A 26,742-nucleotide genomic window follows, 5' to 3' on the forward strand; every position below is an offset into this window, starting at 1 on the left:
GGAACACTTAATGAAATTATGGGCAACCGCCTTGATGGCAAGTCAATTATTCGTCACCAGCCTTGCTTTCGCTCATGGACCGACACCACAAAAAATCGATGAAAAAGTGGTGATTGCTGCACCGATTGATAAGGTTTGGGAAAAAGTCTCAGATTTTAATGGCATAGCCGATTGGCATCCCATGGTTGAGTCAGTGACATCGCCCGAAGAAGGCACGCGAGTTCTCAAGTTAAAAGGCAAGGGTGAAATTACTGATAGCCTGGATGAGAAAGACGATGCGAAACATTATCTGAGTTATCGTTTATTAGAAGAGAATATTGAAGCTTTTCCAGTGAGCTTTTATACAGTCAGTATTGAATTAAGCAAGGTGAATGATGGTACGGAAATGAGTTGGAAGGGCCGCTTTTATCGTGCGGATACCGGCAATTTCCCACCTGAACAATACAATGATGAATCAGCAGTCAAAGCCATGGAAGCGTTTGCCAAAACAGGTATGGCCAGCCTGAAAGAATCACTTGAAGGGAAGAAATAAGTGAAGTTGCGTTTAGGTCTCTCATTGAGTTTATTGCTAGTGGCTATGCCACTAGCAGCGCAACATGCCTACATCAGTAGTCAGGCAGCCAGTAAGGTCACGGTTGTTGATATTGAAAAACAGGAAATCATGACTGCGGTTGATGTCGCAACAGGACCGGTAGGTGTCTCTTTAGACAATCAGCGTCATCAATTATTCGTCACCCATCCGGAAATGGGTGTTGTGACCATGATTGATACGCAAACCAATAAGAAACTGGGTGAAATCAGAACGGGTGGGCAACCTTTTGCTGTTGCTGTGGATCCCTCAGGTAAACATCAGGTTTTTGTCTCTGACTGGGAGCGCAATGCCGTTGTTGTGATTAACCCGGAGACAAAATTAGTCGTTGATATTTTATCTGTGGGTAAAAATCCTGCTGGCTTGGCCATCGATAGTGAAGCAAGGCGTATCTATGTCGCTAATCGTAATAGTGACACACTAACCGTGCTGGATGCCGACACACCGCGTCAGTACGCTGAAGTGAAGACCGGTAAAGCACCTTATGCTGTTACCGTGAGTCCTGATGGCAGACGTATCTATGTCACAGCAATTCAGGACAATACGGTGACGGTCATCAATGGTGATGATTACAAGGTGATCAAAACACTTGAAGCCGGTACGGCACCGTATGGTATCGCTGTAACGCCAGACAATCAGTGGTTATATGTGGCGAACCAAGGCACGAATGATGTCTGGGTTTTTGATACAAAACGTTTAGAAAGAGTGGCAAAAATTGATGTGGGCGAAATGCCTGAAAGTGTGTCTTTTACCGAAGATAGTCAATATGCTTACGTGACTAATTGGTTTAGTAATAGCTTGTCAGTGATTGATACTAAATCCCAGAAAGTTATCAAGCAGATTGCTATGCCTGATGGCCCAAGAAGTCTGGGCCGTTTTATTGGTAACTAATTATTGTTGTTTTTTTGGCATCCAGCAGTAATTCAATGGTTTTAAAGTGGGCTTTCAGTTCAGCAATACCAGCATCATTAATAGGATGCTGGTCTTCCTGATACTGATATTTCAGACTATTGGCATTATGATAAAGCTCTGTATAAGCCAGTTTCATCGACTCTATCCATACTCTATCAAACAAATTCTGTTTCTTGGCTTGCTCCAGCCATAAACTGAAGTGACATTTCTTATGATTCATCAGTGGCCAATGAGTAATAGTGTCAGGACTCGACTCTAGATTGGCAATCACACGGTTTAGCCAATAATTGATCTGCAGCGTCATTAATTCCAGTAAGGTCTGTTCCGCATTAAGCTGACGATTAGCCAGATCGATCCATTGCTTATTTGGTTGGTAATCAGTGAACCATTGATTGCAGTCATCAGCCGACATTGGATACGCGATCGCATAACCTTGCGCTAAATCGCAGCCCATCGCCAGCAACATCATGCCATGCTCAGTTGTTTCTACACCTTCAGCGATGACCTGATGATGGAAAGCGTCTGTCAGACCAATAACGCCATCAATAATCGTATAGTCATTGGGATCGTCAATCAGATCACGTACAAAACTTTGATCTATCTTGACGGTATCTACAGGAAGATGACGTAAATGTGTCAGTGAGGAATAGCCGGTGCCAAAATCATCCAGTGAAATCTTAAGGCCAAGCGTGTGGCGGCAGGTTTCGATGATAGAAGAGATATTGTTAATATCGGTTAAAACACTACTTTCCAGAACTTCTAATTGAATGAGATAAGAAGGTACATTGGGATACTTGGCTAGAACACGGTCCAGATGGTCAAACAAACCTTGCCATTGCAGATGACGTGATGAAATATTAATGCTCATTTCCATTGTCCAGCCACGTTCAATCCAGTTGTTTAGCTGTTTGATGGCGCGCTCAATGACCCAGTTTCCTATGTTTATTTCCAGATAACTGCCTTGAACAACAGGTAAAAAGTGAGCTGGTGTGATCAAGCCCCGTTTAGGATGTTGCCAGCGGATTAATGCTTCAGCGCCAATGATGTCGCCTGAGCGCATATTCACCTTGGGTTGGTAGAACAGCACAAGTTGATCCGATATCAAAGCATCTTCGATCGACTTAAATTGATTCTGCTGTTCAGACATTTGCTCGTCTTGTTGCGTATCAAACATATGATGACGTTGGCGGCCAGATACTTTTGCCTGATACATTGCCTGGTCGGCATGGCGTAACAAGGTGTCGGCATCGGCATTGTCCAGAGGGTAAAGGGTGATACCAATACTCGCACTGCAACTGATGCTATTACCATCAATATGATAGGGCAGTTCAATAGCATGTCGGATACGATTTATCAGTGTTTCACAGTGCTCTGCTGAACTGACATCATTGAGTAATAAAGCAAATTCATCACCACCGAGTCGGGATGCGGTATCGTCTTGCCTGATACAGGATTGAATACGGGCAGAGACTTCAATCAGTAACTGGTCCCCCGCTTCATGTCCATAGGTATCATTAACAGGTTTGAAGCCATCTAAATCTAAAAAGACCACAGCAAGCAGACTCTTATTGCGATTACTATGGGCGATGGCTTGCTTGAACCTGTCGGCAAATAATGTTCTGTTAGGCAATTGCGTCAGTACATCATAGTGCGCCATCATTTCCAGGGCATGCTGTTGCTCTTTGCTTTGGGTAATGTCGGAGAACATGCCGAGATAATGTATGGTCTCACCATAATCATCGACCAATGTAGAAATAGTGAGTAACTCAGCATAGAGTTGACCATCTTTGCGTTTATTCCATATCTCGCCTTGCCAGTGGCCTTGCTGGCGGAGTTCATTCCACATCTCTTCAAAATATAAGGCGTCATGTTTATCAGAACGTAATATTGAGGGATTCTGATGTAATATTTCTTCCCTGCTGTAGCCCGTTATCTCAGAGAATGCCGGGTTTACATCGACGATGAGGCCGTCCGCGTCGGTGATGAGAATTCCCTCGTGTGCTTGTGTAAAGACCCTGCCGGACAGTTTTAATTTTTCTTCTGCACGTTTTCGCTCAGTAATATCGTAAAGAATAATTAATGTATCTGGTATCGTGTCACTGGTCACTTTACGGGCATTGGCAATGACAGAGCGTCGTTGCCCGTCTTTACAGATGAGATCGGTTTCAATAGATTCAAAATTGAAAGAAACGTATTGTTTGTTAAACGCGATATCAGCTTGTGTGATAAATCGTTCACGAGTTTCTACTTTGGGGAAGGTCCTGAGTAACCAATCATCTAATGTTGGAATATCGCTGAGGTCATAGCCGAAAGAGGTAATGAACGCTTGATTAAGGTAAGTAATTTTACCGTGATTATCGATAATGATTTCTGGCACGGGTGAGGTGTTCAAAACATCACTTAAACGTCCCTCACTTTCCTGAAGGGCTCGTCGTGACTGGCGCAGCCGGTAAATCCAGTAGCTAAACAATAGAAACAACAGCAGGATGCCAGAACCAAACTGTATCAGTGTTTTTAGTTGTGGTCCGGAGTCGATTTTAATACCCAGCCACTGAGACTCAATTTCTTTCTTTTCTTGCTCAGATAGCTGACTCAGCACTTTATTTATGATGCTTAATAGTTCTGGTTCATTTTTGACTATACCCATGCGGTATGCCGCTCTGGCTTGCGTTTGTCCGGCAAATTGAAGATTAATGAGGTCGCTGTTTTTTATTTGATAATTGGCATAGGCTGCATCTCCTATATAAGCATCTGCCTCGCCTCTAGCTACTTTTTCCAATGCTTGTCGAGGTGTGTCAGTGAACAGCAAAGTAATTTCAGGGTACTCATCGCTCAGCAGCGCGTTACTAAAGTTACCTTTTTCTAATGCGACTGTTTTACCAGCCAGATTTTTTAATGAACCAATGTAGCCATTGATATCCGTATTAATGATAACCACAGGATTTTGAATATACGGATCGGTAAACGTTAAGTATTCCTTACGTTCGGTGGTTTCATTCAGACAGGCCAGCATGTCGATTTCATCGTTTTGAGCCATAGTCATCAGTTCATCCCAGCTTCGATTAGAGATGATGTCGAATTTCACGCCCAATCGTTCTTCCAGCAAATTGATATATTCAGCAGCCAGACCAACATACTCACCATCCTTGTTGATCCACTCATAGGGAGCGAAGTCTTTGTCTACACCGACTTTAATAACGGGATGAGCCTGTAGCCATGCCTGTTCATCTTCAGTGAGAGATAACATGGTGCTGGGTTGATGAATGAAGTGATTAAGGGTTTTTTCTGGCAGAGCAGGGGCGACCCCCAGCTGTGCATAAATATCGGCAATGCGTTTCAGGCGACCAGGCTCAATACTGCCTAACGGTATTAGATCGGCCAATATTAGTTTTTTTGTCTCTCTTGCTTCAAATCTAAGTCGCGACAGGCTTTGTTCAGCACCATATTTCTGCTTGATGATATTAATCATCTCTTCACTATGCTCGAGCGCATAGTGCCAGCCTTTTAACGAGGCTTTCAGCATGCGTTGGGCTCGGCCTGGATATTTTTTCAGTTCGTCATCGCTGGTAAATAAAATATCGCCGTAAAAATCAAAACCATAATTACGCGGGTTGATGATGTTTATAGGGATTTTTTTCTGCAAAAACTCATAGGGTTGATCGCTGATGTAACCAGAAATGACATCAACTTCATTATTGATAAGGCTATCAATGCCCATTTTCTGAGGGATGATATTGATATCTTTCAGCTGGATTTCTGCATCATTCAGCAGGGTTCTTAAGATGGCGTCATTACCATTGCTGGCGTCAAACATGACACGCTTTCCAGCCATTTCATAAGGACTGACAATTCCGGATTCTGAGCGTGACATAAAGACTAAAGCATCATGCTGGAATACCGCGGCTAAGGCTTTTATCGGTGAACCATTCGCGTATTCAGCGAGGATCCCGATACCACCGATACCGTAATCCGCTTTTCCGCTGACGACCTCATTGACAACATTAATGTCAGGTTGACGAGGACGTAATTCAACATCCAGGCCTTCCTCTGTATAAAATCCTTTTTCTACGGCAGCGATGTAGCCAGCAAACTGATATTGATATTTCCATTTCAGTTGTAAACTGACTTTTTCCAGAGGTAGGTCTTCATTTGTCGCTTCCAGTTGAGCGTAGCTGGGTAGCGACAGGCTCAATAAAAGGTTAAGAAGACATACACAAAAAAATCGATGGCTTATCATTTCTAGTGATTTACACCCATGAATAATGCTCAATGAATTGTATAGAGGGTAAACATCTCTGTTTATAGCTTTCCCTAGCGTTTACACACAAAGATTTAGATGATGTGTTGATGCTTAGATGATAACCCAATCAAGTCGAATAAGAATAGCGGCGATATCCTGAAGCTTTGTGTGACACTCGCATCTTCTATTTTTTTATTGGCTCTAAAAACCAATATTTCACAACAAGCGGGTTTAGCGAATCACTATTTAGTTGTTATCAAACTGCTTGGCACCGGCAAAATCCAGTTGTTGCCATGCTTGGTACAAGATGATGGCCGTTGCATTAGATAGATTAAGGCTTCGACTGTCAGGCAGCATCGGTATGCGTATTTTTTGCCTATCATTCAGTTGATTGAGGACGTCTTCAGGCAAGCCGCGTGATTCCGGGCCAAATAACAGAATGTCTTCATCTTGATAGCTGGCTTGATGATGATGTTGTCTGGCTTTTGTCGTGCAGGCAAAAATTCGTCTGCTGCCGCTCCATGCTAAGAACTCATCGAAGTTCTTATGCACAAGGACATCAGCGAACTCATGATAATCCAGTCCAGCGCGGCGTAGGCGTTTATCATCAATAGCAAAGCCTAGCGGTTCAATTAAGTGTAGGCCTGCACCAGCATTAGCGCATAAGCGAATTATATTGCCCGTGTTGGGAGGAATCTCGGGCTCATAGAGAGCAACATGCAGCACAGCGGATCAGGTTTCGTCTATATACAGTTTTAAGCTCTGACCTGGCTGTAAAGTTGAGCGATCACTGAGGCCATTCCATTCTTTCACATCAGCAACACTGACATTAAATTTACGTGAGATTGCCCAGAGTGAGTCACCATCTTTGATAGTGTAACTGACCGACTTTCTGATATCTGCAGCAGCACTAGTGATGACAAGTTTTTCGCCTGCACGCAGGATGTCTTTGGCCGATTTATTATTCTGTTGAGTCAGCGTTTTTACATCGGTGTTATTTTTTCGGGCAATATCCCACCAAGTGTCACCCGCTTTCACAACATAAGTCGTTTTTTTGACATTCTCAGGTGACACACTCTTCTGTGCTTTATTCAAAGCCAATTTACTGATGTCATGTGAGGCGACCGGAATCAGTAGATTTCTTCCTGCACGGATTTGAGTCGTGCCGAGTTTATTGGCTTGTTTTATAACATCGACTGTGGTGTCGTAGTTTCTGGCAATAATACTTAAAGATTCACCACGTTTAATTTCATGACGTGCCCATTGCACTCGCTGTGAAGCAGGCATTTTTGCTAAGGCGGTTTTAAAAGTAGGAATTTTTTCCAGCGGCAGTACTAATTTATGGTTGCCTTGTGGTGCTGTTGCCCAGCGATTAAATGCCGGGTTTAATTGGTGTAGCTGTTTTTCGCTGATGCCTGCCATCTTGGCGGCCATCGCTAAATCGATCTGTGAACCAACATTAACCTGACCAAAGAACGGTTTGTTATCGATAGGGCTTAATTCTAGTTCGTAACGTTCAGGGTATTTCACCATGTGGCTGACAGCCATTAAGCGAGGTACGTAAGCAGACGTTTCTTTGGGGAGATCGAGCGACCAAAAATCAGTCGGTTTACCCTGTTCCTGATTCTTTTTAATAGCACGTCCGACTGTGCCTTCACCACAATTATAAGCAGCAAAAGCGAGTTGCCAGTCACCAAAGTCGTTATGAAGTTTTTCAAGATAATCAAGTGCCGCTTGTGTTGACTTAACTACGTCACGTCTGCCGTCATACCACCAGTTCTGCTCCAGGCCATAAAGTTCACCAGTGCCTGGAATAAACTGCCATAACCCTGCCGCATGGCTGGGCGAATAAGCCATGGGTTTAAAGCCACTTTCGACAACAGGTAATAAGGCGACTTCCATCGGCATATTACGTTTTTTGACTTCTTCAACAATGTAAAACAGGTAAGGTCTAGCTCTTTCCACCACCCTGGCGACATAATCCTGATGATCAATAAACCAGCGAAGTTGACGTTCTGTATCTGGCTCAAGCGTCTTATAATCAGAGATGACAAAGCCGTTTCGAATGCGTTCCCAAACATCGGTTGGGTCTTGGGGAGGAAGTGTAATTGGTGGGTTTTCTGAGGATAGAGGGTTTTCGTTTTCTTCTAGGGATTCGTTATATGCTTGTTCCCAGGGAGTATGTTTCTGCTTTTGCTTCGCTTTAGAATACGTAACAGACGGCGATGCCGAGGCCCCCGCGACTTTTTCGGGGGTGCTGCTACAGGAAGCGACAAGTAACGTAAATACCGATACGAGTGCTATTCTTATCATATTTCGAGTAAACATTCGCGCTATTATAAGCAAGGATTTTCTACCTGTCTCCGAATAATTTATAAAAGTTGCAATTACTGATGGTTGAACAGCTAAATAACTGGTGGGGTGTTTTTGATTTTCCCCAGGAAACACAATGGGTTATGCGATGTGCAGATGTCCGTCTTGGGCTTCGTTCTGCACCTCATCAATGGTGGGCAGGTTATGAATGGCAACAAAATATAAACCAATTTGAGCCTTCATTAAGAAATGAAAACTGTCCCTTTGAGTCATCACCTAAACATGAGCAACGGTTTGTTTTTGCTCAACTTCCAGAGAAAATGGTGATTCAGCCAGCGTTAGCCGATCGTCCTGTAGTGTGTCGGCCAGTGGTTTCGGTAAGTTTATTGCCGTTTCAGGAAGTCACTTTATTTGTGTGTCTACCTTTATGGTTGAAGATAGCGACTGGTGAATCCGATCAGACATTATTAGATATCCCAACGGTAAAAGTCTGTGACTCCTGGTTTGGTCCTAACACGCGTGAAGGGGTGTTGAGTTATGCCTCGCAAGTGAGTGAGCAGTTGGATGTAAAGCCCATTGCCAATAACAAGGCGAGAGCCGCGATTGAGGTACGGATTCAGAATCAGTCTGATCAAATGTTAACGCTGGATAAAATCAGTGTACCGGCACCTAATTTAAGTTTATATGCCGATAAACAAGGACAATTCTGGACGCCACGTATAACGCTGGTCAGGCGTAATCAGGATGATGCGATTTTGAGTTTGGACGATGTGATAAGTGGTGGACTAGCACTCAGCGAGCTTGAGCTGGTGTGTCCTGCGAGAGAAGATATTGGGCGTAGCAAAATTACCAAGGCCATTTCAGCCTTATTTGGTTAATTAGTTGAGTGAAAAGTTATGACGGAATGGTTTAACAGTCTCAATGCAGAATGGTTTATCTCTGCATCGGAAGCACTGATTTATTTTATTGTCGGGCTGGTTCTGGCCAAGATGGCTAGTCGAGGTGTTCGTCAATGGAGTAAAAACCGTTTTGATACCCATCAACAGCTTTTGATGGCGCGCGTGGCGTCGTATTTGATTTTGCTGGTGTTTATTGTGATGGGCTTAAATGCGATCGGCTTCAACCTGGGCGTTTTAATTGGTGCTGCCGGTGTATTATCCGTTGCTATTGGTTTTGCTTCGCAAACATCGGCCTCCAATATTATCAGTGGTTTATTTTTAGTCGCTGAGCGTCCTTTTTCTGTCGGTGACTTAATCAAGGTGGGGGAGACCACCGGTGAAGTACTTTCTATCGATTTGTTATCGGTGAAATTGCGTACCTTTGATAATTTGTTTGTGCGCATTCCAAACGAAACATTGATTAAGTCAGAAGTCACAACGTTGACGCGTTTTCCTATCAGACGAATTGATTTAAGTATTGCTGTTGCGCTGAAAGAAGATATCAAGGCGGTCAGAAAAGTCCTGGAGAAAGTGGCGGAGGCCAATCCACTTTGCCTTGATGAGCCCAAACCAAAATTTGTGTTTCTGGGTTTTGGCGACTCATCGCTGAATATGCAGTTTTCGGTATGGGTGAAGCGTGAGAGTTTTATTGAACTCAAAAACAGTATTCATGAAGAAATCAAAGAAGCGTTTGACGCTGAATCGATAGAAATTCCTTTTCCACATCGTTCCCTATATACCGGTTCTGTAACAGAACCTTTTCCGATTCGTTTGGTAAGAGATAATGAACCAAAGCCAAATATGGACAACAAAGAATAGCGGCTGTCGGCCACAGCCTATCTACGATAAGATCAGCAGAAAAACTCAGATTAAAGGGAGACTCAGTGGCAAAGCTCAGCGGACAATTGTCCAAAATGCAGGTCAGCCTGACTAACAACACGCAAGCACATTATGCAATAAAGCTCGATGAGCAAGTATTCGCTTTAAATGAGGTGATCGGTCAGCCGATTTCCTTACACTATCAGGGTGAAATCCATTGTCTGAATTGCGATCGTCTAACGAAAAAAAGTTTCAGTGGTGGCTTTTGTTTTCCCTGTTCGCAGAAGTTAGCACAATGTGATTTGTGTTTTATGAAGCCAGAGCTTTGCCACTATGATCAGGGCACCTGCCGTGAACCGGAGTGGGGTGAGGCGGTATGTATGCAAGACCATATTGTGTATCTGGCAAACAGTTCTGGTTTAAAAGTCGGTATCACTCGTATCAATCAGATTCCAACACGGTGGATTGATCAGGGCGCCACTCAAGCTGTACCTATTTTTCGGGTAAAAAGCCGTTATCAATCGGGCTTGGTTGAGGTGATGTTTAAACAGCATGTATCTGACCGAACTGACTGGCGGAAAATGTTAAAAGGCGAAGCAGAACCGCTTGATTTGGCTGCGGAAAGAGATCGATTATTAGCCTTGTGTGAGAGTGAAATAAGCTTACTGCAACAACAGTTTGGCGAGTCAGCTATTCAAGTATTAACAGCTGAGCCTGTGCAAACGATTGAATACCCGGTGAATGCCTATCCGAAAAAAGTCAGTTCATTTAATTTTGATAAAACGGCAACTGTTGAAGGACGGTTGGATGGCATTAAAGGCCAGTATCTGATTTTAGATAACGGTGTTATTAATCTCCGCAAATTTAGCGGTTATCACATCGAAGTGGAGGTATAAATGTTTTACCGCATTATGCGAGATCTGATGTTTCGTCTTGATGCCGAGAAGGCCCATCATCTTGGTTTAGTTGGTCTTGATTGGTTGGAAATGACCGGTGCGTCATGGCTGATGACTCGCAAGATGAAAATGACGCCAGTTCGCGTGATGGGTCTGACGTTTCCGAATGCCGTCGGGCTTGCCGCCGGGCTGGATAAAAATGGTGATCACATTGAAGCGATGTCGGCACTCGGGTTTGGCTTTGTTGAGATTGGTACAGTCACACCACGACCACAACCGGGTAATCCTAAACCGCGATTATTTCGTATTCCTGAAGCACAGGGCATTATCAATCGAATGGGTTTTAACAACCTGGGCGTTGATCATCTTATTCAGCAAGTACAAGCAGCGGATACAAAAACCTTAATTGGTATTAATATCGGTAAAAACTTTGATACCCCTGTTGAGAAAGCGGTCGATGACTATTTAATAGGTCTTAATAAGGTTTATCCTCACGCTGACTATGTCACTATCAATATTTCATCACCAAATACGCCAGGGCTTCGCACGCTTCAGTTTGGCGAGTCTCTGGACAGCTTGTTATCAGCCTTAAAAAAGGCACAAGCTGATTTAGCAGGACAACATAACAAATATGTACCGATGGCCGTGAAGGTTGCGCCAGATCTGACAACTGATGAAGTGTCGCAACTGGCGCAGGCATTCAATAAACATAAAATTGATGCGGTGATTGCCACCAACACGACGATGGATCGTGAGGCGGTAGCAGGTCTGCAGAATGCTGATGAGGCGGGCGGTTTGAGCGGTGCACCTGTTTTTGAAAAATCAACGGAAATTGTCAGACTTTTCCGCGAAGCACTTGATGATGACTTGCCTATCATCGCTGCCGGTGGAATCATGTCTGCTCAACAAGCGTTAGCCAAGTTGGATGCGGGTGCATCCCTTGTACAAATTTATAGTGGCCTAATTTATCAAGGCCCCACGCTTATTCGAGAAGTGATTCAATCCATATCAAAGAGGAACTAACATGGAAACTGCAACCGGAAGTATTGTTGTATTCTGGCTGATCAATATTCTCTATGCTGCGATCATTGTTTTTGTCGGTCGTATAGTAGTCAAGTGGCTGGTAAAAATGTCACGCAAACTGATGGTCAGAGCAAACCTTGATCCTATTCTGATTAATTTCTTTAGCACCATTGCCAACGCCATTTTATTGTTATTCGTACTCATTGCGGCTTTAGACCAACTGGGTGTCGATACCACCTCGATGATCGCTGTGCTGGGTGCAGCAGGTTTGGCGATTGGGCTGGCTTTAAAAGACTCACTACAAAACTTTGCTGCCGGCGTGATGCTTATCCTTTTCAGACCCTTCAAAATTGGTGATTTTGTTGAAGCTGGAGGTACCGCAGGTGTCATTGAGACAATCACTATTTTCAATACCATTATGAAGACGGGTGATAACCGTGAAGTTATCGTCCCCAATGGTTTGATTTATGGCGATACCATCACTAACTATTCAGCAAAAGATACCCGACGCATCGATATGGTGTTTGGTATCGGTTATGACGATGATCTGCTTAAAGCGAAAAAATTACTGACTGATATTGTCACCGGACATGAGAAAGTCATGGCAGATCCTGCTCCTGTTATTCGTGTGTCTGAATTAGCGGACAGTAGTGTGAATTTTGATGTGCGTCCATGGGTTGCTGCCGATGATTACTGGGCGGTCCGTTCGGAATTGATTGAAACTATCAAATTAGCGTTTGATGAAAACGGTATCTCTATTCCATACCCACAAATGGACATTCACTTTAATAATCTTGATAAAGAAGATGAAAAGGCCGCTTAAAACACATCTTTCCATGCTCTTAATGCTGTAAAAACAGCCTGACTATCTGCGAGAGGGCGACCGGAAAAGGATTCGGTCGCCTTTTTTATACTGTCTAACTCACAACGCAGGAAAGGGTTGGTGTCCAGCTCATCTTGCATCAATGAAGGAACGGTAGCTTGTTGCTGCTGGCGAGCTTTTTTTGTTTGTTCAAAGCGTTGTATCAGCAAGGCATTATCTGGCTCAACTGCTTTAGCAAAACGTAAATTGGCTAATGTGTATTCATGAGCACAATAGATTTTTGTTGTGGCAGGCAAGGTTGCCAGATGGCTGAGTGAGGAATGTAATTGCTCTGCGGTGCCACCTAATAAGCGTCCGCTGCCAGCTGCAAATAGTGTATCACCGCAGAACAGTTTTCCTTCAGCCAAATAGCTAATGTGACCGGGAGTATGGCCTGGTGTATTTAAAACAGTAAATTCAGGAAATGCGGGGTCGATAGCAATGGTGTCTCTGCCAGTTTGTGGATGAGTCACCCCATTTATGTTTTCATTGGCAGGACCATAAACGGGAATGGCGACGTCTTTTGTTAACTCAACAATGCCCGCAGTATGATCGGCATGGTGGTGAGTAATCAATATAGCAATAAGGTCCAGATCTTTGGCTTTTAAGGTTTTTAAAACGGGCGTCGCATCACCTGGATCAACGGCAATGACTTTATTCGTACCTTGCGCTTGAATAAGCCAGATATAATTGTCTTCAAATGCGGGAATTCTGTGCACATTCAGCATGATTTCTCCTTTAATGGGCTCACAGTATGAATGAGAACAAACAACGACGACTGAATCAATGGTGGCATAGTCCATTGGGAGAGATGCTCATCCAACATGAGCAGGATATCCTGACATCTCTCAATCATCCTCTAGTCGGCTATTTTTATGTTCAATTAGGTGGTCATTATTCTTTGTTTCCACCGTCGAATCGAGCCATTAAAACAAGTATTGTGGGCCCAACGGGAGATCTAAATGCCAGCGCTGAGTCGCTGCCTTTCAAGTCTCACAGTATAGATAATTTATTACTTTTGCATGTGTTGGAGTATGCCCATGACCCGCATCAGGTATTGCGGGAAACGGAAAGAGTTCTTGGCGCCGATGGTCGAGTCATTTTATGTAGTTTCAATCCCTGGAGTTTATGGGGGCTGCGCCGCCTGTTTTCATGGCAGGACAATGCGCCCTGGCATGGTCATTTTTTTACCCAAACCCGTATCAGGGATTGGTTGGCACTATTAAATTTTGAAGTGGTTGAACATCATAAAGTCATGTTCAGACCGCCTTTTAGCCGGATGAGTTGGTTAAATAGGTGCCGTTTTTTAGAGCGCTGGGGAAAACGTTTATGGCCATGTTTTGGCGGCGTGGCGATTGTGGTGGCATGCAAAAGAACGATCCCGCTCAACCCGCTTAAACAACGCTGGCGTCAACCGAATTTATTTCCGTCAGCCGGCTTAGTGAATAAGCCGATAACAAGAGAAGGAACAGATGGACCACGTTGAGTTATTTACTGATGGTGCCTGTAGTGGCAATCCCGGCCCAGGTGGTTGGGGCGTGATATTACGAGCAAAGGGACAAGAAAAAGAACTGTCCGGTGCCGAAAAAAATACCACGAATAATCAAATGGAAATGATGGCCGTAATCGCCGGACTTGAAGCATTAAAGCGCCCATGTCAGGTCACCATTACCACGGATTCACAGTATGTCATTAAAGGCATGACCGAATGGTTAACAGGCTGGAAAGCCAAAAATTGGAAAACAGCAGTAAAAAAACCAGTGAAGAATGTTGAACTCTGGCAGCGCCTTGATAAAGCAGTAGCGCCTCATCAGGTAAAATGGGAATGGGTGAGAGGCCATCAGGGACATGTTGAAAACGAACGCGCGGATCAATTAGCTGTTGCCGCCAGAGAACAAATAGCCGCTAAGAAATAAGAGGACACCATGGCAGAAAATGTTGTTAAACGACAAGTGATTCTGGATACCGAAACCACCGGTATCAGCACCGCTGAAGATCATCGAATTATTGAGATTGGCTGTGTGGAAATGGTTAACCGCCGCCTCACTGGGCAAACATTTCATCAATATATTAATCCTCATCGTGAGATTGATGCTGGTGCGATTGAGGTTCACGGTATCACCAATGAATTTTTAGCGGATAAACCCAGCTTTGAAGATATCGCTGAAGATTTTTTGCAATTCATTGAAGGTGCCGAGTTAATTATTCATAACGCCCCGTTCGACGTTGGCTTTATTGATCACGAGCTCAAAAAATTGAGCGGCGAAAATCGCCGGGTTAATTCGCTTTGCACAGTATTAGATACTTTAAAAATGGCCAGGGACAAACATCCGGGCCAGAAAAACAATCTCGATGCCTTATGTAAACGTTATGACGTCGATAACTCCAACCGTGAGTTACATGGAGCCTTACTGGATGCTGAGATTTTAGCGGACGTTTATTTAGCGATGACCGGTGGCCAGGTTAGTATGTTGCTGGCCGCTAATGAAGAGGAAACGGTAACCTCAACCCCATCAGGAAGCGAAGCTGAAGAAGTGATTGCGACTGTGAAGTCCAGAAACCTCAAAGTCATCCGAGCCTCGGAGGAAGAACTTGCTGCGCATGAAGCAATGCTAGAGAAAGTGCAGAAAAGTAGTGGTGGGGAATGTGTTTGGTTGAGAGAATCATAGTCTTTAAGACTTTTTAGTTATGGACTTTTTCAGTGAAAAAGAAGCAAAAAGTTATACATTAAGCATGATGACTGGATATTTAAGTCATGAGCAATTGCTTCAAAAACTTGATGACTTTAAAAATTTTCGCGAGATTGAGCCAAACGATGAAGAAAAAGAGTATTGGTCGAAAAAAATAACTGAGCTTGAGCACTGGTTGAATAGTTCTAAATATCAAGATGGAGAATATCCTCAAGGTCTAGATCAATTATTTCTTGATTTAGTTGAGTGGAGAGCATCAATTTTTGCATTGCAGTCGGTCAACGCAACTAAAGAGCTATTTAGTAAATATATCTTTTATAGTCAGTGGATGAATGGGGCTACATACGCTGTTTTTTCTATTCTTGGCAAACTTGTTAGTAAAGATCGTAGAGTAATACATTAAGAAATTTATGGGATGATGTAAAAAGCTATATTTCAAGATCTGAGTTACTTGGTGAAGGTGAGTTTTTCTTCATTGAAGAAAAAATGAATAAAAGCGTAGGTCATTTTAATAATAAAAATTCAAAAGCATTGTTCTTTCGTAATAAAACTGTTGCTCACAATGAGCTTTCCCCAAAAATCGATTGGAATGACGTAGATAAAGATATACATTTATTGTCTCGGATCTGGTCGGTCCTCAGTATGTGGTCGTCTCATGGAAATATTGGTCTATTTTATGATTCGAAAGCTGCATTTTTAGGGTTTGAAAATATACTAAGTCAGCAAGATATTGTTGAATTAATACAAAAAAGAAAATTATATCTAGGGTTTGTTGAAGATTGGTTTGTATCAAGCTTATTAGATGGCCGAAGAGTTGGAGATAGAACGCCTGAAGTAAAACTTCATATTCATACGTCTGATATAGAAAATACATAAAACTACAACTTCAGACGCTGCCGCTGGGGCGTTCATTTATTTTGTTTGCCCAAAATAAACGAACCAAACAAAAGGGCACCCGATATTGCCTTATATCTAAAAATTAACTTCATTTTATGGCGTGGACACCAACTCGCTACGCTCAAACACGTGCCCACTTAACCCATAAAATGAAGCCAATTTTTAGCGGCAATAGACGGGAAGAAAAGAATTCTCTCTTTCCCCGTTTGTGCTGACGAGGAATGACATTTATTCAGGTCTGAGGGAGGCTAGTGTTTGAGCGTAGCGAGTTTTAGCCGACCGCCTGAATCAATGTTATGACGAGTGGAGCCGCAGGCCAGCACGGTGGGGTGCCCTAGGGTTGTTAGGGAAATGGGCAAGCATTTCCCTGACTCGCCAGCAAGGCGAAACTAAAGACTTATAAATCTAAAATAAACCTTCGTGTATTGATGATGGTTTGTTTTTTTACGTTGCCATTGAGGCGTGCATTTATTTTTGGACAAGCAAAATAAATGAACTCGGATTTAGCCGGAAACTTCGAAGCTTAAATAATCAAATAACGCTTTGAATACAAGTAATCACAAAAAAATCAATAAATTCCAAAGTTTTCCTTGAAATCAAATTTTTTACCCCCAGATTGACGTTCTGTTAGAAGCAAAGCGGAATACATCATCATGAGCAATGAAGAAATTGAAAAGCCAGAAGTAGAAGCGAGTGAGCAAGCTGAAACTGAGGCATCATCAGAAACAGAAAAAACAACAGAGCAGTTGTTGGAAGAAGCACAAAAACAAGCAGAAGAAAACTGGAACCAGGTGTTATTAGCTCGTGCTGATCTGGAAAATGTTCGTCGCCGTCATGCTCGGGACCTGGAAAATGCCCATAAACACGCTTTAGATAAGTTTGTGAATGAGCTTTTACCCATTTGTGACAGCCTTGAACTTGGCTTAAATGCGGCTAAGTCAGAATCAGCGACGCTAGATGCAGTTCGCGATGGTATGAGTATGACCATGAAAATGTTACTCGATAATATTGGCAAGCTTGGTTTGGAACAGGTTGATCCTGTGGGCCAACCGTTTGACCCTGAGTTACACCAGGCTGTGTCTATGCAACCTGCCGATGGCATTGAAGCCAACCATGTCATTAGCGTGATGCAGAAAGGTTATAGCTTCAATGGCCGTTTACTTCGACCGGCAATGGTTGTGGTCTCTCAATAAAAATACATTCGGGGCTTGAAATTTTAATTTTATCCCCCAATTACTTATCCGAAGGCGGCTTAAATAGCCAGCAAGATACAAGATTGATGGAGTATAAAAATGGGAAAAATTATTGGTATTGACTTAGGAACAACAAATTCCTGTGTCGCAGTGATGGAAGATGGCAAAGCACGCGTTATCGAAAACAGCGAAGGCGATCGCACTACGCCATCAATCATTGCTTTTACAAAAGATGACGAAGTCTTAGTTGGTCAGTCTGCAAAACGTCAGGCGGTCACTAATCCAAACAATACACTGTACGGTATCAAACGTTTGATTGGCCGTAAGTTTAAAGAAGATGTCGTTCAGCGTGACATCGATATGGTGCCCTACAAAATCGTTGAAGCAGACAATGGCGATGCCTGGGTGTCTGTTAACGATAAAAAAATGGCGCCACCTGAAATTTCAGCACGTGTTCTGATGAAAATGAAGAAAACCGCTGAAGAATTTCTGGGTGAACCTGTCACAGAAGCGGTGGTCACTGTACCTGCTTACTTCAACGACTCACAACGTCAGGCAACCAAAGATGCGGGTAAAATTGCCGGTCTTGAAGTTAAACGTATTATCAACGAACCAACCGCTGCTGCACTGGCATACGGCATGGATAAAAAACGCGGCGATTCTACCGTTGTTGTTTATGACCTAGGTGGTGGTACATTCGACGTATCAATCATTGAGATTGCGGATATTGAAGGCGAACACCAATTTGAAGTATTAGCCACTAATGGTGATACCTTCTTAGGTGGTGAAGATTTCGACCAACGCATCATTGATTATTTAGTGGCTGAGTTCAAAAAAGATCAAGGTGTTGACCTGGCAAAAGATCCATTGGCTCTGCAACGTCTGAAAGATGCGGCTGAAAAAGCGAAGATCGAACTGTCTTCAAGCCAGCAAACAGATATTAACCTGCCTTACATAACAGCGGATGCATCAGGTCCTAAACACATGGAAATGCGTTTAACTCGTGCTAAGTTGGAATCATTGGTTGAAGACCTGATTTCACGCAGCATGGAGCCTTGCAAAATGGCACTGAAAGATGCCGGCCTATCTACATCTGAAATCAACGATGTGATTTTAGTCGGTGGTCAAACCCGCATGCCTAAAGTGCAGGAAGCGGTTAAAGAAATGTTTGGTAAAGAGCCTCGTCGTGATGTGAACCCTGACGAAGCGGTTGCAGTGGGTGCTGCTATCCAGGCAGCGGTGCTTTCAGGTGATGTTAAAGACGTATTGTTACTTGACGTCACGCCACTGAGCCTGGGTATTGAAACCATGGGTGGTGTGATGACTAAACTGGTTGAGAAAAACACCACGATTCCAACAAAAGCGAATCAAGTGTTCTCAACAGCAGAGGACAATCAACCCGCGGTAACCATTCATGTGCTTCAAGGTGAGCGTGAAATGGCATCAGCGAATAAATCACTGGGTCGTTTTGACTTGGCAGATATTCCTCCTGCTCCACGTGGTACACCGCAAATCGAAGTGACATTTGATATTGATGCTAACGGTATTCTTAACGTATCAGCAGCAGATAAAGCGACAGGCAAAAAACAATCTATCGTGATTAAAGCGTCTAGTGGCTTATCTGATGAAGAAGTTGAGAAAATGGTGAAAGATGCAGAAGCGCATGCGGATGAAGATCGTAAATTCCATGAACTAGTGACTGCACGTAACCAAGCTGATGCATTAATTCACGGCACAGAAAAATCACTTAAAGATTTAGGTGATAAAGTTGAAGCTGATGAAAAAGCAAAAATTGAATCAGCGATCGCCGCTTTACAAGAAGCGATTAAAGGCGAAGACAAAGACGACATTGAAGCAAAAACAACCGCTTTAAGTGAAGTCGCTGGCAAGTTAGCAGAACGTGCTTATGCAGAAAATGCAGAAGCCGGTGCTGATGCAGGCCAAGCCGATGATGCAAAAGCAGGTGATGACGTCGTTGACGCTGAGTTTGAAGAAGTTGACGACGACAACAAAAAATAATCTTTAACGAGATTATGTTGAGCATGGCAAACAGGCGTCAGGAATTTCCGGCGCCTGTTTTGTCGTTTTAGGTAGTTGGGAAAAAGAATAATGGCCAAAAGAGACTATTACGAAGTTTTAGAATTATCACGCACGGCGACTGAAGCTGAAATCAAAAAAGCCTATCGTCGCATGGCGATGAAATATCATCCGGACAGAAATCCCGATGATGCTGAAGCTGAGTCCAAGTTTAAGGAAGCCAAAGAAGCCTACGAAATTTTATCTGATAGTCAAAAACGTGCTGCCTATGATCAGTTTGGTCATGAGGGTGTGGATCAATCCATGGGTGGAGGATTCAGAAGTAGTGGCGGCTTCAGCGATATTTTTGGTGATGTATTTAATGATATTTTCGGCGGTGGTGGCGGTGGCCGACAGCAGGCTTATCGCGGTGCTGATTTAAGATACCGTCTTGATTTGTCATTGGAAGATGCCGTTGCCGGAACCACGGCGAAGATACGTATTCCGGTCAATGTTGAATGTAACACCTGTGATGGCAGTGGTGCCAAGAAAGGCACACAGCCTGTTACCTGTACCACCTGTGGTGGTCATGGTCAGGTACGTATTCAGCAAGGATTCTTCACCATGCAACAGCCGTGTCCTCATTGTCGGGGCACAGGTAAAATGATTAAAGAGCCTTGCCCAGACTGTCATGGTGAGGGGCTGGTTCAGGAAGAAAAAACACTGCAAGTGAAAGTCCCTGCTGGTGTCGATACAGGCGACCGTATCCGTCTGGCGGGTGAAGGTGAAGCGGGTACTCACGGTGCCCCTGCTGGTGATTTGTATGTGGAAGTGTCAGTCAGCCGACATGATGTCTTCACTCGTGATGGTACAAATTTATTTTGCGATGTGCCATTGAGTTTTGTCACTGCGGCATTGGGCGGTGAAGTGGAAGTACCGACCTTGGAAGGCAAAGCCAATCTGAAGATTCCAGAAGGCACGCAAACTGGCCAGCAATTCCGCCTGAAAGGTAAAGGTGTGCAGTCAGTTCGTGGTGGCGCAACCGGCGATCTTTTATGTCGGGTTATTATTGAAACCCCCGTGAAGTTATCAAAAAAACAGAAAGAATTACTGCAAGAGTTTGAGGGCGATCTGAAAGGGGGCGGTGAAAAGCACAACCCGAAACATAGCTCCTGGCTGGATGCGGTAAAACGTTTTTTTGAATAATATGATGTGTAGACATCATCAGGCGAAATGAAAAAGGAATAATTATGGCCACTAAGATTGCGATTAATGGCGCTGCTGGCAGAATGGGGCGTTGCCTGATTCAGGCAGTTGAACAGACTGAAGGTTTAGAACTCAGTGCGGCGATAGATCGGGCCGATTCCTCGCTAATAGGCGCTGATGCAGGTGAAGTTGCAGGCGTAGGTAAACTGGGTATTGCAATTAGCTCAGATATCGAACAAGCCACGAAAGACTCCGACATCATTATTGATTTTACTTTGCCTGAAGTCACGATGGCTTTATTACCTGCTTGTGTTGCTCACCAATGTCGACCTGTTATCGGTACAACCGGCTTTGATGCAGACCAAAAACAAGCGATCGAAGATGCGGCAAAGCAAATAGCGACCATTTTGGCACCCAATATGAGTGTTGGGGTGAACCTGTCATTAAAATTATTGGATATTGCCGCACGTGTCTTAGGTGACGATGTCGACATTGAAATTGTTGAAGCACATCACCGCCATAAAGTTGATGCGCCATCGGGCACCGCATTGCGTATGGGTGAAGTGGTTGCCGATGCTTTAGGTCGTGATCTTAAACAGTGTGCTGTTTATGGTCGTGAAGGACGTACCGGAGAACGTGACAGAAATACGATTGGGTTTGCCACGGTTCGCGCAGGCGATATTGTGGGTGACCATACAGTTATGTTTGCCGCCGAAGGTGAACGGGTTGAAATTACCCATAAAGCTTCCAGTCGTATGACTTTTGCATTCGGTGCCATGCGTGCATCTAGCTGGCTAATGCAGAAGCAAAATGGGTTATTTGATATGCAGGATGTCTTAGGTTTATCTTAAATTCCGACTGACAATTTTCTGTTAGAGCTCTGCTTCTGATCTCTAAATTTCTTTACCAATACCCTGCTTCATGCAGGGTATTGTACTTTTCTCTTAACTTACTTATATAATCGAACCAACGCATTAACAGGTTGGATTGATGGCACCACATGCTCAGATTCTCATAGTTGACGATGTCCCTGACAATATTCAGGTCGCTATGAATTTGCTGAGAGAAGACAGTTATGAGTTTTCTTTTGCCAATAGTGGCGAAAAAGCATTATCAATTCTCAATAGTGATGATGCTGATTTTGACCTTATTCTGCTCGATATAATGATGCCTGGTATCGATGGTTATGAAACCTGTAAACGCATAAAGGCTAGCTCACAATATCAGGATATTCCTATCATATTCCTCACGGCCAAAGCCGATGTTGACTCGATTGCCAAGGCATTTCAGGCTGACGGGGTCGATTATGTGACCAAACCGTTTCATGCTGCTGAGCTGTTAGCACGTGTCAGAACCCATATCCAGCTATACCAAACCAAAAAGTGGCTCGAACAACAAAATATTGACCTTGAGACAAAATCCCGTTTCGCCCAGGCTCGATTATTATCTGAATTAGAAAACAGCCAAAAAGAATTAATCTGGTTTTTAACTGAGCTGATGGAATCGACATCAGATGAAACAGGCAAACACATACGTCGTGTAGCAGAAATCTCAGCATTATTGGCAAAACTTCATCCGACATTAACGGATATGGATGCAGATACCCTTTATCATGCTTCACCGATGCACGATATCGGTAAGATGACAGTGCCTCATGAGATTCTTCATAAGCCAGGGAAATATACGCCGGAAGAGTTTGAGATCATGAAATCGCATACCACTAATGCCTATAAATTATTGTCTGGTTCCAAACGTAAATTAATTAAATCAGCGGCGATTATTGCTCATCAACATCATGAAAAATGGGATGGCAGTGGCTATCCGAGAGCGCTAAAGGGCGATGATATCCACATATATGGTCGTATCGTGGCATTAGCGGATGTGTTTGATGCCTTAACCCATCAACGTTGTTATAAACCTGCCTGGTCTGTGAATGAGGCTATTGAGTTCATTAAAGAACAGCGAGGTCTTCACTTTGATCCTGAATTAGTGGACTTGATGATACAGAATCTTGATAAGTTTGCTGAAATAGTGAAATAGAAGCATATAAGATGAATGATGATTTAATAACAAAAAGAATGATGTTTATCACTTTGTTCTTTCTGTTATTAAATGTGGTCGTTACTTTGTTTAGCTCGACTGTTATGGCGGATAACGAAACGGTTAAAACACAGTATCAGACACCAGTATTACTAACGCAGGAAGAAATTGACTGGATAGAAACACATCCAGTAGTGATTGTCGGTGGAGGCGCTGAGTGGCCACCCTACGATTTTATTGATTCGAAAGGCCAGTATCAGGGTATAGCTAGAGACTACCTTAATATTATTTCATCGTTAACCGGTTTGAAATTCAAATATGAGGAGACGGGTACTTGGCGCGATCACCTTAAACAGTTTGTGGCGGGAGAAATTGATTTACTACCCGCCGTATTTATGACACAGGAAAAGTCTTCATATATGGCTTTTTCCAGTCCCTATCACGAAGCAGTAGAGTATTTTTTTATTCGCAGTGATATCAAGCTGGATGACAAAAACTCTCTGGATAATTTACGGGTCGCTTTACCGAGAGATGACTCTCGCATCAGTACGATTAAACGTTATTTCCCTGAACTCAATATTGTTGAAACCAACACAGCAGATGAGGCTATTGAGCTGGTTTTAAATGGCAAAGCCGACTTATTGTATGACTACTATGCAGTCTTAAGTTACAAGCTGGATAGACAAGGGATCCTGAATATCGAACCCTTACAGTCAACACGCTATTTAGGGAGTGAGAATCTCTATATGGCTACGCAGAAATCTGAGCCAGTGTTGTTATCCATTATTGATAAAGGTTTGCTGGCTATCTCTGCTGTGCAAAAACGTAGTATTGATGACAAGTGGTTCAAACGAAATATTATCGCAGAAGGCGTTTCCAAAAATATTATCCTGTCACCGACTGAACAAGCCTGGTTAAACGAACATAAAACAATTCGCTTTACGGGTGATCCAAATTGGTTGCCCTACGAAGCATTTGATAAAGATGGCAACTATATTGGTATTGTTGCTGAATATTTGCATTTGATAGAAAAGAAGCTGGGTATCACGATTGAGTATGTTCCAACGTCCAGTTGGACTGAATCTATTGATCTGATTAAGTCTGGTAAAGTCGATATGATTTCAGAAACCAGTGATTCCACTCTGGGTCAGTTTCTTACTTTCACCAGGCCGTATTTAAATAGTCCGATTGTTGTCGTGATGCGTGATGACAATGTCTATGTCGAAAGTCTTTCTTCCATAAAAAAGAAAAAAATTGCGGTCATTCATGAATATGGTTATGTGAATAATATTCGTAACCAGTATCCCGAAATTAACTTCATCGAAGTCATGAGCATTCAGGATGGCCTAACAGCTGTGTCTACGGGAAAAGTAGATGCATTGGTCGCAACATTGGCACAAGCCAGCTATCACATTGCAGAGATGGGGATTAATAATATCAGGATAGTGGGTGAAACCGGGTTTAAAACCTCTCTTGCATTCGGCTTTAGTGAGGCATATCAGCCTATGGTGAGTCTTTTTAATCGCACATTTAATGCGATTTCGCTTACAGAGAAACAACGTATTCTGGATGAATGGGGAAAAGATAAATACGCAACGATCGTTGATTACAGTCTTGTTTTGAAGGTTATTGCAGTATTTCTGGTAGTAGTAGCATGGATTTTATATTGGAATAGAAAGCTCGCTGCTCAGATTCGTTTGCGGGAAGCGGCCGAAGCACAGACAAAAACATTGATAGATCATCTTCCCTTGCAAATTTCGGTGACACGCTATGATGGCCAGATTATTACTGGTAACCCGCAAGCCTTATTAGATTACAACCTACAAATAGATGAATTGGAGCGATTTAATATTCTCGATTTTTACGCCAATCCAAGTCAGCGTGAGGATGTTCTGGAAGATATAAGAACAAAAGGGTTTGTCGATCAGAAAATCGTCCAGTTTAAAAAACTGGATGGTGAAGAACGCTCAATGATGGTGTCTATCATGCCCATCAAATATCAGAATCAAGATGCCTTGTTGGGTATTGCGGTGGATCTCACGGACAGGCTGGAGATGGAAGCACAGTTGCTGGAGGCGAAAGAAAAAGCCGAGGTCGCTAATCGCACTAAATCTGAGTTTCTGGCCAATATGAGTCATGAAATTCGTACACCTATGAATGCCATTATTGGGTTTACCGAACTGCTTTATGAGCAGGTCAAAGACAACAAGATAAAATCCTATGTAAAAACCATTCAGTCTGCCGGCAATGATTTAATGTTATTAATAAATGATATTCTCGATTTATCCAAAATTGAGGCGGGAAAATTAGAGATTAATTACGCAGCGACAAACCCGCACGTCTTATTTGAAGAGTTATCCCATATTTTCAGTGTGCCTTTGAGAAATAAAGGCGTAGAGCTGGTATTAGAAGTAGATGCAGAAATTCCACAAAGTCTGATGTTAGACGTGGTTCGACTGCGCCAGGTATTGCTCAACTTATTAGGAAACGCCGTTAAATTTACTGAGTCAGGGCGAATAACCATGCGGGCACGTGTCGATAATAAAAATAATATCGGCAGTAAATTAGGGCTGCGTATCGATGTGGAAGATACCGGTCTTGGTATTCCAGAAGATCAACTAGACCGAATTTTTGAAGACTTTAATCAAACAGTAGGTCAGGATACCGCCAAGTTTGGTGGCACGGGGTTGGGATTATCGATTTGCAGTCGTCTCATTAAACTGATGGGTGGGACGCTTACCGTCAAGAGTCAATTGGGCAAAGGGTCGATATTTACTGTGCACTTGGATAATGTCGTTGTGGCAGCGATTGCTGCTGAAACAACATTGAATAATTACAGCGAGCCGACATTGCCGGTTTTTGCTCCGGCAACCATTCTTGTGGTTGATGATATTGAAGATAACCGGCGCTTGGTAGCTGAGAGTTTCTCTACTTCTGCACTGAAAATTATTGAGGCCGAAAATGGTAAAGAAGGGGTTGAAGCGATGAAACATCATCCTATTGATTTAGTGTTGATGGATTTACGTATGCCCGTGATGGATGGTTATCAGGCGGCAGAAAAAATTAAGGCAGAATTTGATATCCCGGTCATTGCGCTCACAGCCTCTGTGATGAAGGATGATTTTGATCGTCTCAAATCAGAGCATTTTGATGCGCATATCCGTAAGCCAGTCAAAAAGGCCGAACTCTACCATAAGCTGGCCGAATTCTTAGTGCATGAACAGCCTAGTGATTCAGACATGGCTCACGCTAATGATCAGATGCCCGTCTTATCGAAACATGAAATTAGTGTATTACCGACTATTCTCGGCTTTATGGAGAGCAAAATGCCGATTTGGAAGATGGTCAAAGAAAGCAATAATATGAGTGAAATTAAACGTTTTGCTTCGGACCTGAACCAAGTCGCAGATAAAGAGAAATTCACACCTTTAGCCAATTATGCCCAGCAACTTCTGGATAAAGTAGAAGTATTCGATATTCAGGGCATGACCGACTTATTGTCCGATTATCCCTTCCTATATAAGCGCTTAAGTCAGTCTGATTAGTATTTCTGGGCTCTCAGTTTAGCTACTTCTGCTCCGGAGACGTCGCCAGCCCGTAATCTGATTTCGGTGATCAACTGCCAGAAACGTTTCAGAAGAACTTGATTACCTGAGGATAACGACACGCCCTTTAAGGCGACTTGTTCTGCTAAGTCATAATCTTCCAGACTCATATGCGTCTGAGCTAAAGAGTAATAGACTTTAGGATCCCTTGGGGCAATTCGTTGTGCTCGTTGTAAGTTATTCTGCGCACTTCTTAAGTCTCCACTGACTCTTGCTTGCTCAGCCCTGTCCAGTAAAGCAATAACAGCAGGGTTTTGTTTTTGTGGCAACTGAGCTTGCGGTGGTGGCGCTTGGTGTGAAGGGATAGATTGTCCAGGAATGGCTTCTTCCACAGGCGGATAGGCATGAGTTTCAGGCGTTGGCTGTTGAGGAGGCAGGTTACTACGATCATCAACTGGTGGTTGTGAGGGTTGATAAGGCGATGTTGTACAGGCAGCAAGCACACTTAGCATAAGCCCCGTTACAAAAAAACGTGATACATAATTTGTCATTGTTATACCTTA

Annotated in this window: 23 protein-coding genes; 18 read left to right on the plus strand and 5 right to left on the minus strand. The window is 43.2% G+C overall.

Features of this window, described 5'->3' with window-relative positions:
• The first annotated feature begins 10 nt into the window (after positions 1 to 10).
• Together MAMP_RS02530 and MAMP_RS02535 are read left to right on the plus strand one after the other, a co-directional pair.
• The gene (locus tag MAMP_RS02530; protein ID WP_007144407.1) at positions 11 to 532 is read left to right on the plus strand and encodes an SRPBCC family protein; all 522 of its coding nucleotides are present in this window, start codon (positions 11 to 13) and stop codon (positions 530 to 532) included.
• Positions 533 to 1,480 (plus strand): YncE family protein, encoded by a 948-nt coding sequence (locus MAMP_RS02535; protein ID WP_007144408.1) that lies wholly within the window; start codon positions 533 to 535, stop codon positions 1,478 to 1,480.
• Here MAMP_RS02535 and MAMP_RS02540 read toward each other — a convergent pair.
• The 3 genes from MAMP_RS02540 to MAMP_RS02550 all read right to left on the minus strand — a co-directional run bounded on the left by MAMP_RS02540 (position 1,467) and on the right by MAMP_RS02550 (position 8,054).
• Positions 1,467 to 5,738, minus strand: coding sequence for an EAL domain-containing protein (locus MAMP_RS02540; protein ID WP_083821435.1), 4,272 nt, complete (start codon positions 5,736 to 5,738; stop codon positions 1,467 to 1,469). The two genes, MAMP_RS02535 and MAMP_RS02540, sit on opposite strands and share 14 nt — an antisense overlap.
• A 249-nt stretch (positions 5,739 to 5,987) precedes the next feature.
• Complete coding sequence (gene trmL, locus MAMP_RS02545) at positions 5,988 to 6,467, minus strand: tRNA (uridine(34)/cytosine(34)/5-carboxymethylaminomethyluridine(34)-2'-O)-methyltransferase TrmL (RefSeq protein WP_007144410.1); 480 nt, start codon at positions 6,465 to 6,467, stop codon at positions 5,988 to 5,990.
• 6 nt (positions 6,468 to 6,473) lie between these two features.
• A complete protein-coding gene (locus MAMP_RS02550; protein ID WP_237701188.1) occupies positions 6,474 to 8,054 on the minus strand; it encodes a lytic transglycosylase in 1,581 nt (526 codons plus the stop codon).
• A gap of 80 nt (positions 8,055 to 8,134) precedes the next feature.
• Between MAMP_RS02550 and MAMP_RS02555 the strand changes: the two genes are divergently transcribed.
• The 5 genes from MAMP_RS02555 to MAMP_RS02575 all read left to right on the plus strand — a co-directional run bounded on the left by MAMP_RS02555 (position 8,135) and on the right by MAMP_RS02575 (position 12,553).
• Positions 8,135 to 8,932, plus strand: coding sequence for a hypothetical protein (locus MAMP_RS02555; RefSeq protein ID WP_007144412.1), 798 nt, complete (start codon positions 8,135 to 8,137; stop codon positions 8,930 to 8,932).
• Positions 8,933 to 8,950: 18 nt separating this feature from the next.
• Entirely contained in the window at positions 8,951 to 9,811 is an 861-nt protein-coding gene (locus tag MAMP_RS02560) for a mechanosensitive ion channel family protein (RefSeq protein ID WP_007144413.1), read from the plus strand.
• 95 nt (positions 9,812 to 9,906) lie between these two features.
• Positions 9,907 to 10,707, plus strand: a complete 801-nt coding sequence (locus tag MAMP_RS02565) for a DUF2797 domain-containing protein (protein WP_040576343.1) — start codon at positions 9,907 to 9,909, stop codon at positions 10,705 to 10,707.
• Positions 10,708 to 11,730, plus strand: coding sequence for a quinone-dependent dihydroorotate dehydrogenase (locus tag MAMP_RS02570; RefSeq protein ID WP_007144415.1), 1,023 nt, complete (start codon positions 10,708 to 10,710; stop codon positions 11,728 to 11,730).
• A gap of 1 nt (position 11,731) precedes the next feature.
• A complete protein-coding gene (locus MAMP_RS02575; RefSeq protein ID WP_007144416.1) occupies positions 11,732 to 12,553 on the plus strand; it encodes a mechanosensitive ion channel family protein in 822 nt (273 codons plus the stop codon).
• On the opposite strand, the gene gloB is transcribed toward MAMP_RS02575, so the two are convergent.
• Positions 12,550 to 13,320, minus strand: a complete 771-nt coding sequence (gloB, locus tag MAMP_RS02580) for a hydroxyacylglutathione hydrolase (protein WP_007144417.1) — start codon at positions 13,318 to 13,320, stop codon at positions 12,550 to 12,552. The genes MAMP_RS02575 and gloB overlap by 4 nt on opposite strands.
• Positions 13,321 to 13,346: 26 nt before the next feature.
• Between gloB and MAMP_RS02585 the strand changes: the two genes are divergently transcribed.
• The 11 genes from MAMP_RS02585 to MAMP_RS02635 all read left to right on the plus strand — a co-directional run bounded on the left by MAMP_RS02585 (position 13,347) and on the right by MAMP_RS02635 (position 26,179).
• Complete coding sequence (locus MAMP_RS02585) at positions 13,347 to 14,078, plus strand: class I SAM-dependent methyltransferase (RefSeq protein WP_007144418.1); 732 nt, start codon at positions 13,347 to 13,349, stop codon at positions 14,076 to 14,078.
• The gene (gene rnhA, locus MAMP_RS02590) at positions 14,065 to 14,508 is read left to right on the plus strand and encodes a ribonuclease HI (RefSeq protein WP_007144419.1); all 444 of its coding nucleotides are present in this window, start codon (positions 14,065 to 14,067) and stop codon (positions 14,506 to 14,508) included. The genes MAMP_RS02585 and rnhA overlap by 14 nt, the downstream gene beginning before the upstream one ends.
• 9 nt (positions 14,509 to 14,517) lie before the next feature.
• Positions 14,518 to 15,261 (plus strand): DNA polymerase III subunit epsilon, encoded by a 744-nt coding sequence (gene dnaQ / locus MAMP_RS02595; protein ID WP_007144420.1) that lies wholly within the window; start codon positions 14,518 to 14,520, stop codon positions 15,259 to 15,261.
• 19 nt (positions 15,262 to 15,280) lie between these two features.
• Complete coding sequence (locus tag MAMP_RS02600) at positions 15,281 to 15,685, plus strand: hypothetical protein (protein ID WP_007144421.1); 405 nt, start codon at positions 15,281 to 15,283, stop codon at positions 15,683 to 15,685.
• 83 nt (positions 15,686 to 15,768) lie between these two features.
• Complete coding sequence (locus MAMP_RS02605) at positions 15,769 to 16,158, plus strand: hypothetical protein (RefSeq protein ID WP_040576145.1); 390 nt, start codon at positions 15,769 to 15,771, stop codon at positions 16,156 to 16,158.
• A gap of 674 nt (positions 16,159 to 16,832) precedes the next feature.
• Positions 16,833 to 17,372 carry a nucleotide exchange factor GrpE gene (gene grpE / locus MAMP_RS02610; RefSeq protein WP_007144423.1) on the plus strand — a complete coding sequence of 180 codons (540 nt, stop codon included), beginning with the start codon at positions 16,833 to 16,835 and terminating at the stop codon, positions 17,370 to 17,372.
• A 99-nt stretch (positions 17,373 to 17,471) separates the two neighbouring features.
• Positions 17,472 to 19,391 carry a molecular chaperone DnaK gene (gene dnaK / locus MAMP_RS02615; RefSeq protein ID WP_007144424.1) on the plus strand — a complete coding sequence of 640 codons (1,920 nt, stop codon included), beginning with the start codon at positions 17,472 to 17,474 and terminating at the stop codon, positions 19,389 to 19,391.
• A 90-nt stretch (positions 19,392 to 19,481) separates the two neighbouring features.
• Complete coding sequence (dnaJ, locus tag MAMP_RS02620) at positions 19,482 to 20,594, plus strand: molecular chaperone DnaJ (RefSeq protein WP_007144425.1); 1,113 nt, start codon at positions 19,482 to 19,484, stop codon at positions 20,592 to 20,594.
• A gap of 44 nt (positions 20,595 to 20,638) precedes the next feature.
• On the plus strand, positions 20,639 to 21,445 hold the full coding sequence (gene dapB / locus MAMP_RS02625) for a 4-hydroxy-tetrahydrodipicolinate reductase (RefSeq protein WP_007144426.1): 807 nt from the start codon (positions 20,639 to 20,641) through the stop codon (positions 21,443 to 21,445).
• 139 nt (positions 21,446 to 21,584) lie between these two features.
• Complete coding sequence (locus tag MAMP_RS02630; protein WP_007144427.1) at positions 21,585 to 22,634, plus strand: HD domain-containing phosphohydrolase; 1,050 nt, start codon at positions 21,585 to 21,587, stop codon at positions 22,632 to 22,634.
• Positions 22,635 to 22,645: 11 nt separating this feature from the next.
• The gene (locus MAMP_RS02635) at positions 22,646 to 26,179 is read left to right on the plus strand and encodes a transporter substrate-binding domain-containing protein (protein WP_007144428.1); all 3,534 of its coding nucleotides are present in this window, start codon (positions 22,646 to 22,648) and stop codon (positions 26,177 to 26,179) included.
• On the opposite strand, the gene MAMP_RS02640 is transcribed toward MAMP_RS02635, so the two are convergent.
• Entirely contained in the window at positions 26,176 to 26,730 is a 555-nt protein-coding gene (locus tag MAMP_RS02640; protein ID WP_007144429.1) for a tetratricopeptide repeat protein, read from the minus strand. The two genes, MAMP_RS02635 and MAMP_RS02640, sit on opposite strands and share 4 nt — an antisense overlap.
• Between the last annotated feature and the right edge of the window lie 12 nt (positions 26,731 to 26,742).

The sequence above is a fragment of the Methylophaga thalassica MP genome (genome assembly GCF_000214595.1).
GTDB lineage: Bacteria > Pseudomonadota > Gammaproteobacteria > Nitrosococcales > Methylophagaceae > Methylophaga > Methylophaga thalassica.

What these genes read in the sequence shown, in the direction of transcription:
- dnaK (WP_007144424.1), top strand. Translation starts at nt 17,472, where the DNA reads ATGGGAAAAATTATTGGTATTGACTTAGGAACAACAAATTCCTGTGTC.
- MAMP_RS02585 (WP_007144418.1), top strand. Translation starts at nt 13,347, where the DNA reads ATGAATGAGAACAAACAACGACGACTGAATCAATGGTGGCATAGTCCA.
- MAMP_RS02575 (WP_007144416.1), top strand. Translation starts at nt 11,732, where the DNA reads ATGGAAACTGCAACCGGAAGTATTGTTGTATTCTGGCTGATCAATATT.
- MAMP_RS02605 (WP_040576145.1), top strand. Translation starts at nt 15,769, where the DNA reads ATGAATAAAAGCGTAGGTCATTTTAATAATAAAAATTCAAAAGCATTG.
- MAMP_RS02540 (WP_083821435.1), bottom strand. Translation starts at nt 5,738, where the DNA reads ATGATAAGCCATCGATTTTTTTGTGTATGTCTTCTTAACCTTTTATTG.
- MAMP_RS02630 (WP_007144427.1), top strand. Translation starts at nt 21,585, where the DNA reads ATGGCACCACATGCTCAGATTCTCATAGTTGACGATGTCCCTGACAAT.
- MAMP_RS02640 (WP_007144429.1), bottom strand. Translation starts at nt 26,730, where the DNA reads ATGACAAATTATGTATCACGTTTTTTTGTAACGGGGCTTATGCTAAGT.
- MAMP_RS02530 (WP_007144407.1), top strand. Translation starts at nt 11, where the DNA reads ATGAAATTATGGGCAACCGCCTTGATGGCAAGTCAATTATTCGTCACC.
- MAMP_RS02550 (WP_237701188.1), bottom strand. Translation starts at nt 8,054, where the DNA reads ATGATAAGAATAGCACTCGTATCGGTATTTACGTTACTTGTCGCTTCC.
- rnhA (WP_007144419.1), top strand. Translation starts at nt 14,065, where the DNA reads ATGGACCACGTTGAGTTATTTACTGATGGTGCCTGTAGTGGCAATCCC.
- MAMP_RS02565 (WP_040576343.1), top strand. Translation starts at nt 9,907, where the DNA reads ATGCAGGTCAGCCTGACTAACAACACGCAAGCACATTATGCAATAAAG.
- MAMP_RS02570 (WP_007144415.1), top strand. Translation starts at nt 10,708, where the DNA reads ATGTTTTACCGCATTATGCGAGATCTGATGTTTCGTCTTGATGCCGAG.
- dnaQ (WP_007144420.1), top strand. Translation starts at nt 14,518, where the DNA reads ATGGCAGAAAATGTTGTTAAACGACAAGTGATTCTGGATACCGAAACC.
- MAMP_RS02555 (WP_007144412.1), top strand. Translation starts at nt 8,135, where the DNA reads ATGGTTGAACAGCTAAATAACTGGTGGGGTGTTTTTGATTTTCCCCAG.
- MAMP_RS02560 (WP_007144413.1), top strand. Translation starts at nt 8,951, where the DNA reads ATGACGGAATGGTTTAACAGTCTCAATGCAGAATGGTTTATCTCTGCA.
- dnaJ (WP_007144425.1), top strand. Translation starts at nt 19,482, where the DNA reads ATGGCCAAAAGAGACTATTACGAAGTTTTAGAATTATCACGCACGGCG.
- MAMP_RS02600 (WP_007144421.1), top strand. Translation starts at nt 15,281, where the DNA reads ATGGACTTTTTCAGTGAAAAAGAAGCAAAAAGTTATACATTAAGCATG.
- dapB (WP_007144426.1), top strand. Translation starts at nt 20,639, where the DNA reads ATGGCCACTAAGATTGCGATTAATGGCGCTGCTGGCAGAATGGGGCGT.
- MAMP_RS02635 (WP_007144428.1), top strand. Translation starts at nt 22,646, where the DNA reads ATGAATGATGATTTAATAACAAAAAGAATGATGTTTATCACTTTGTTC.
- grpE (WP_007144423.1), top strand. Translation starts at nt 16,833, where the DNA reads ATGAGCAATGAAGAAATTGAAAAGCCAGAAGTAGAAGCGAGTGAGCAA.
- gloB (WP_007144417.1), bottom strand. Translation starts at nt 13,320, where the DNA reads ATGCTGAATGTGCACAGAATTCCCGCATTTGAAGACAATTATATCTGG.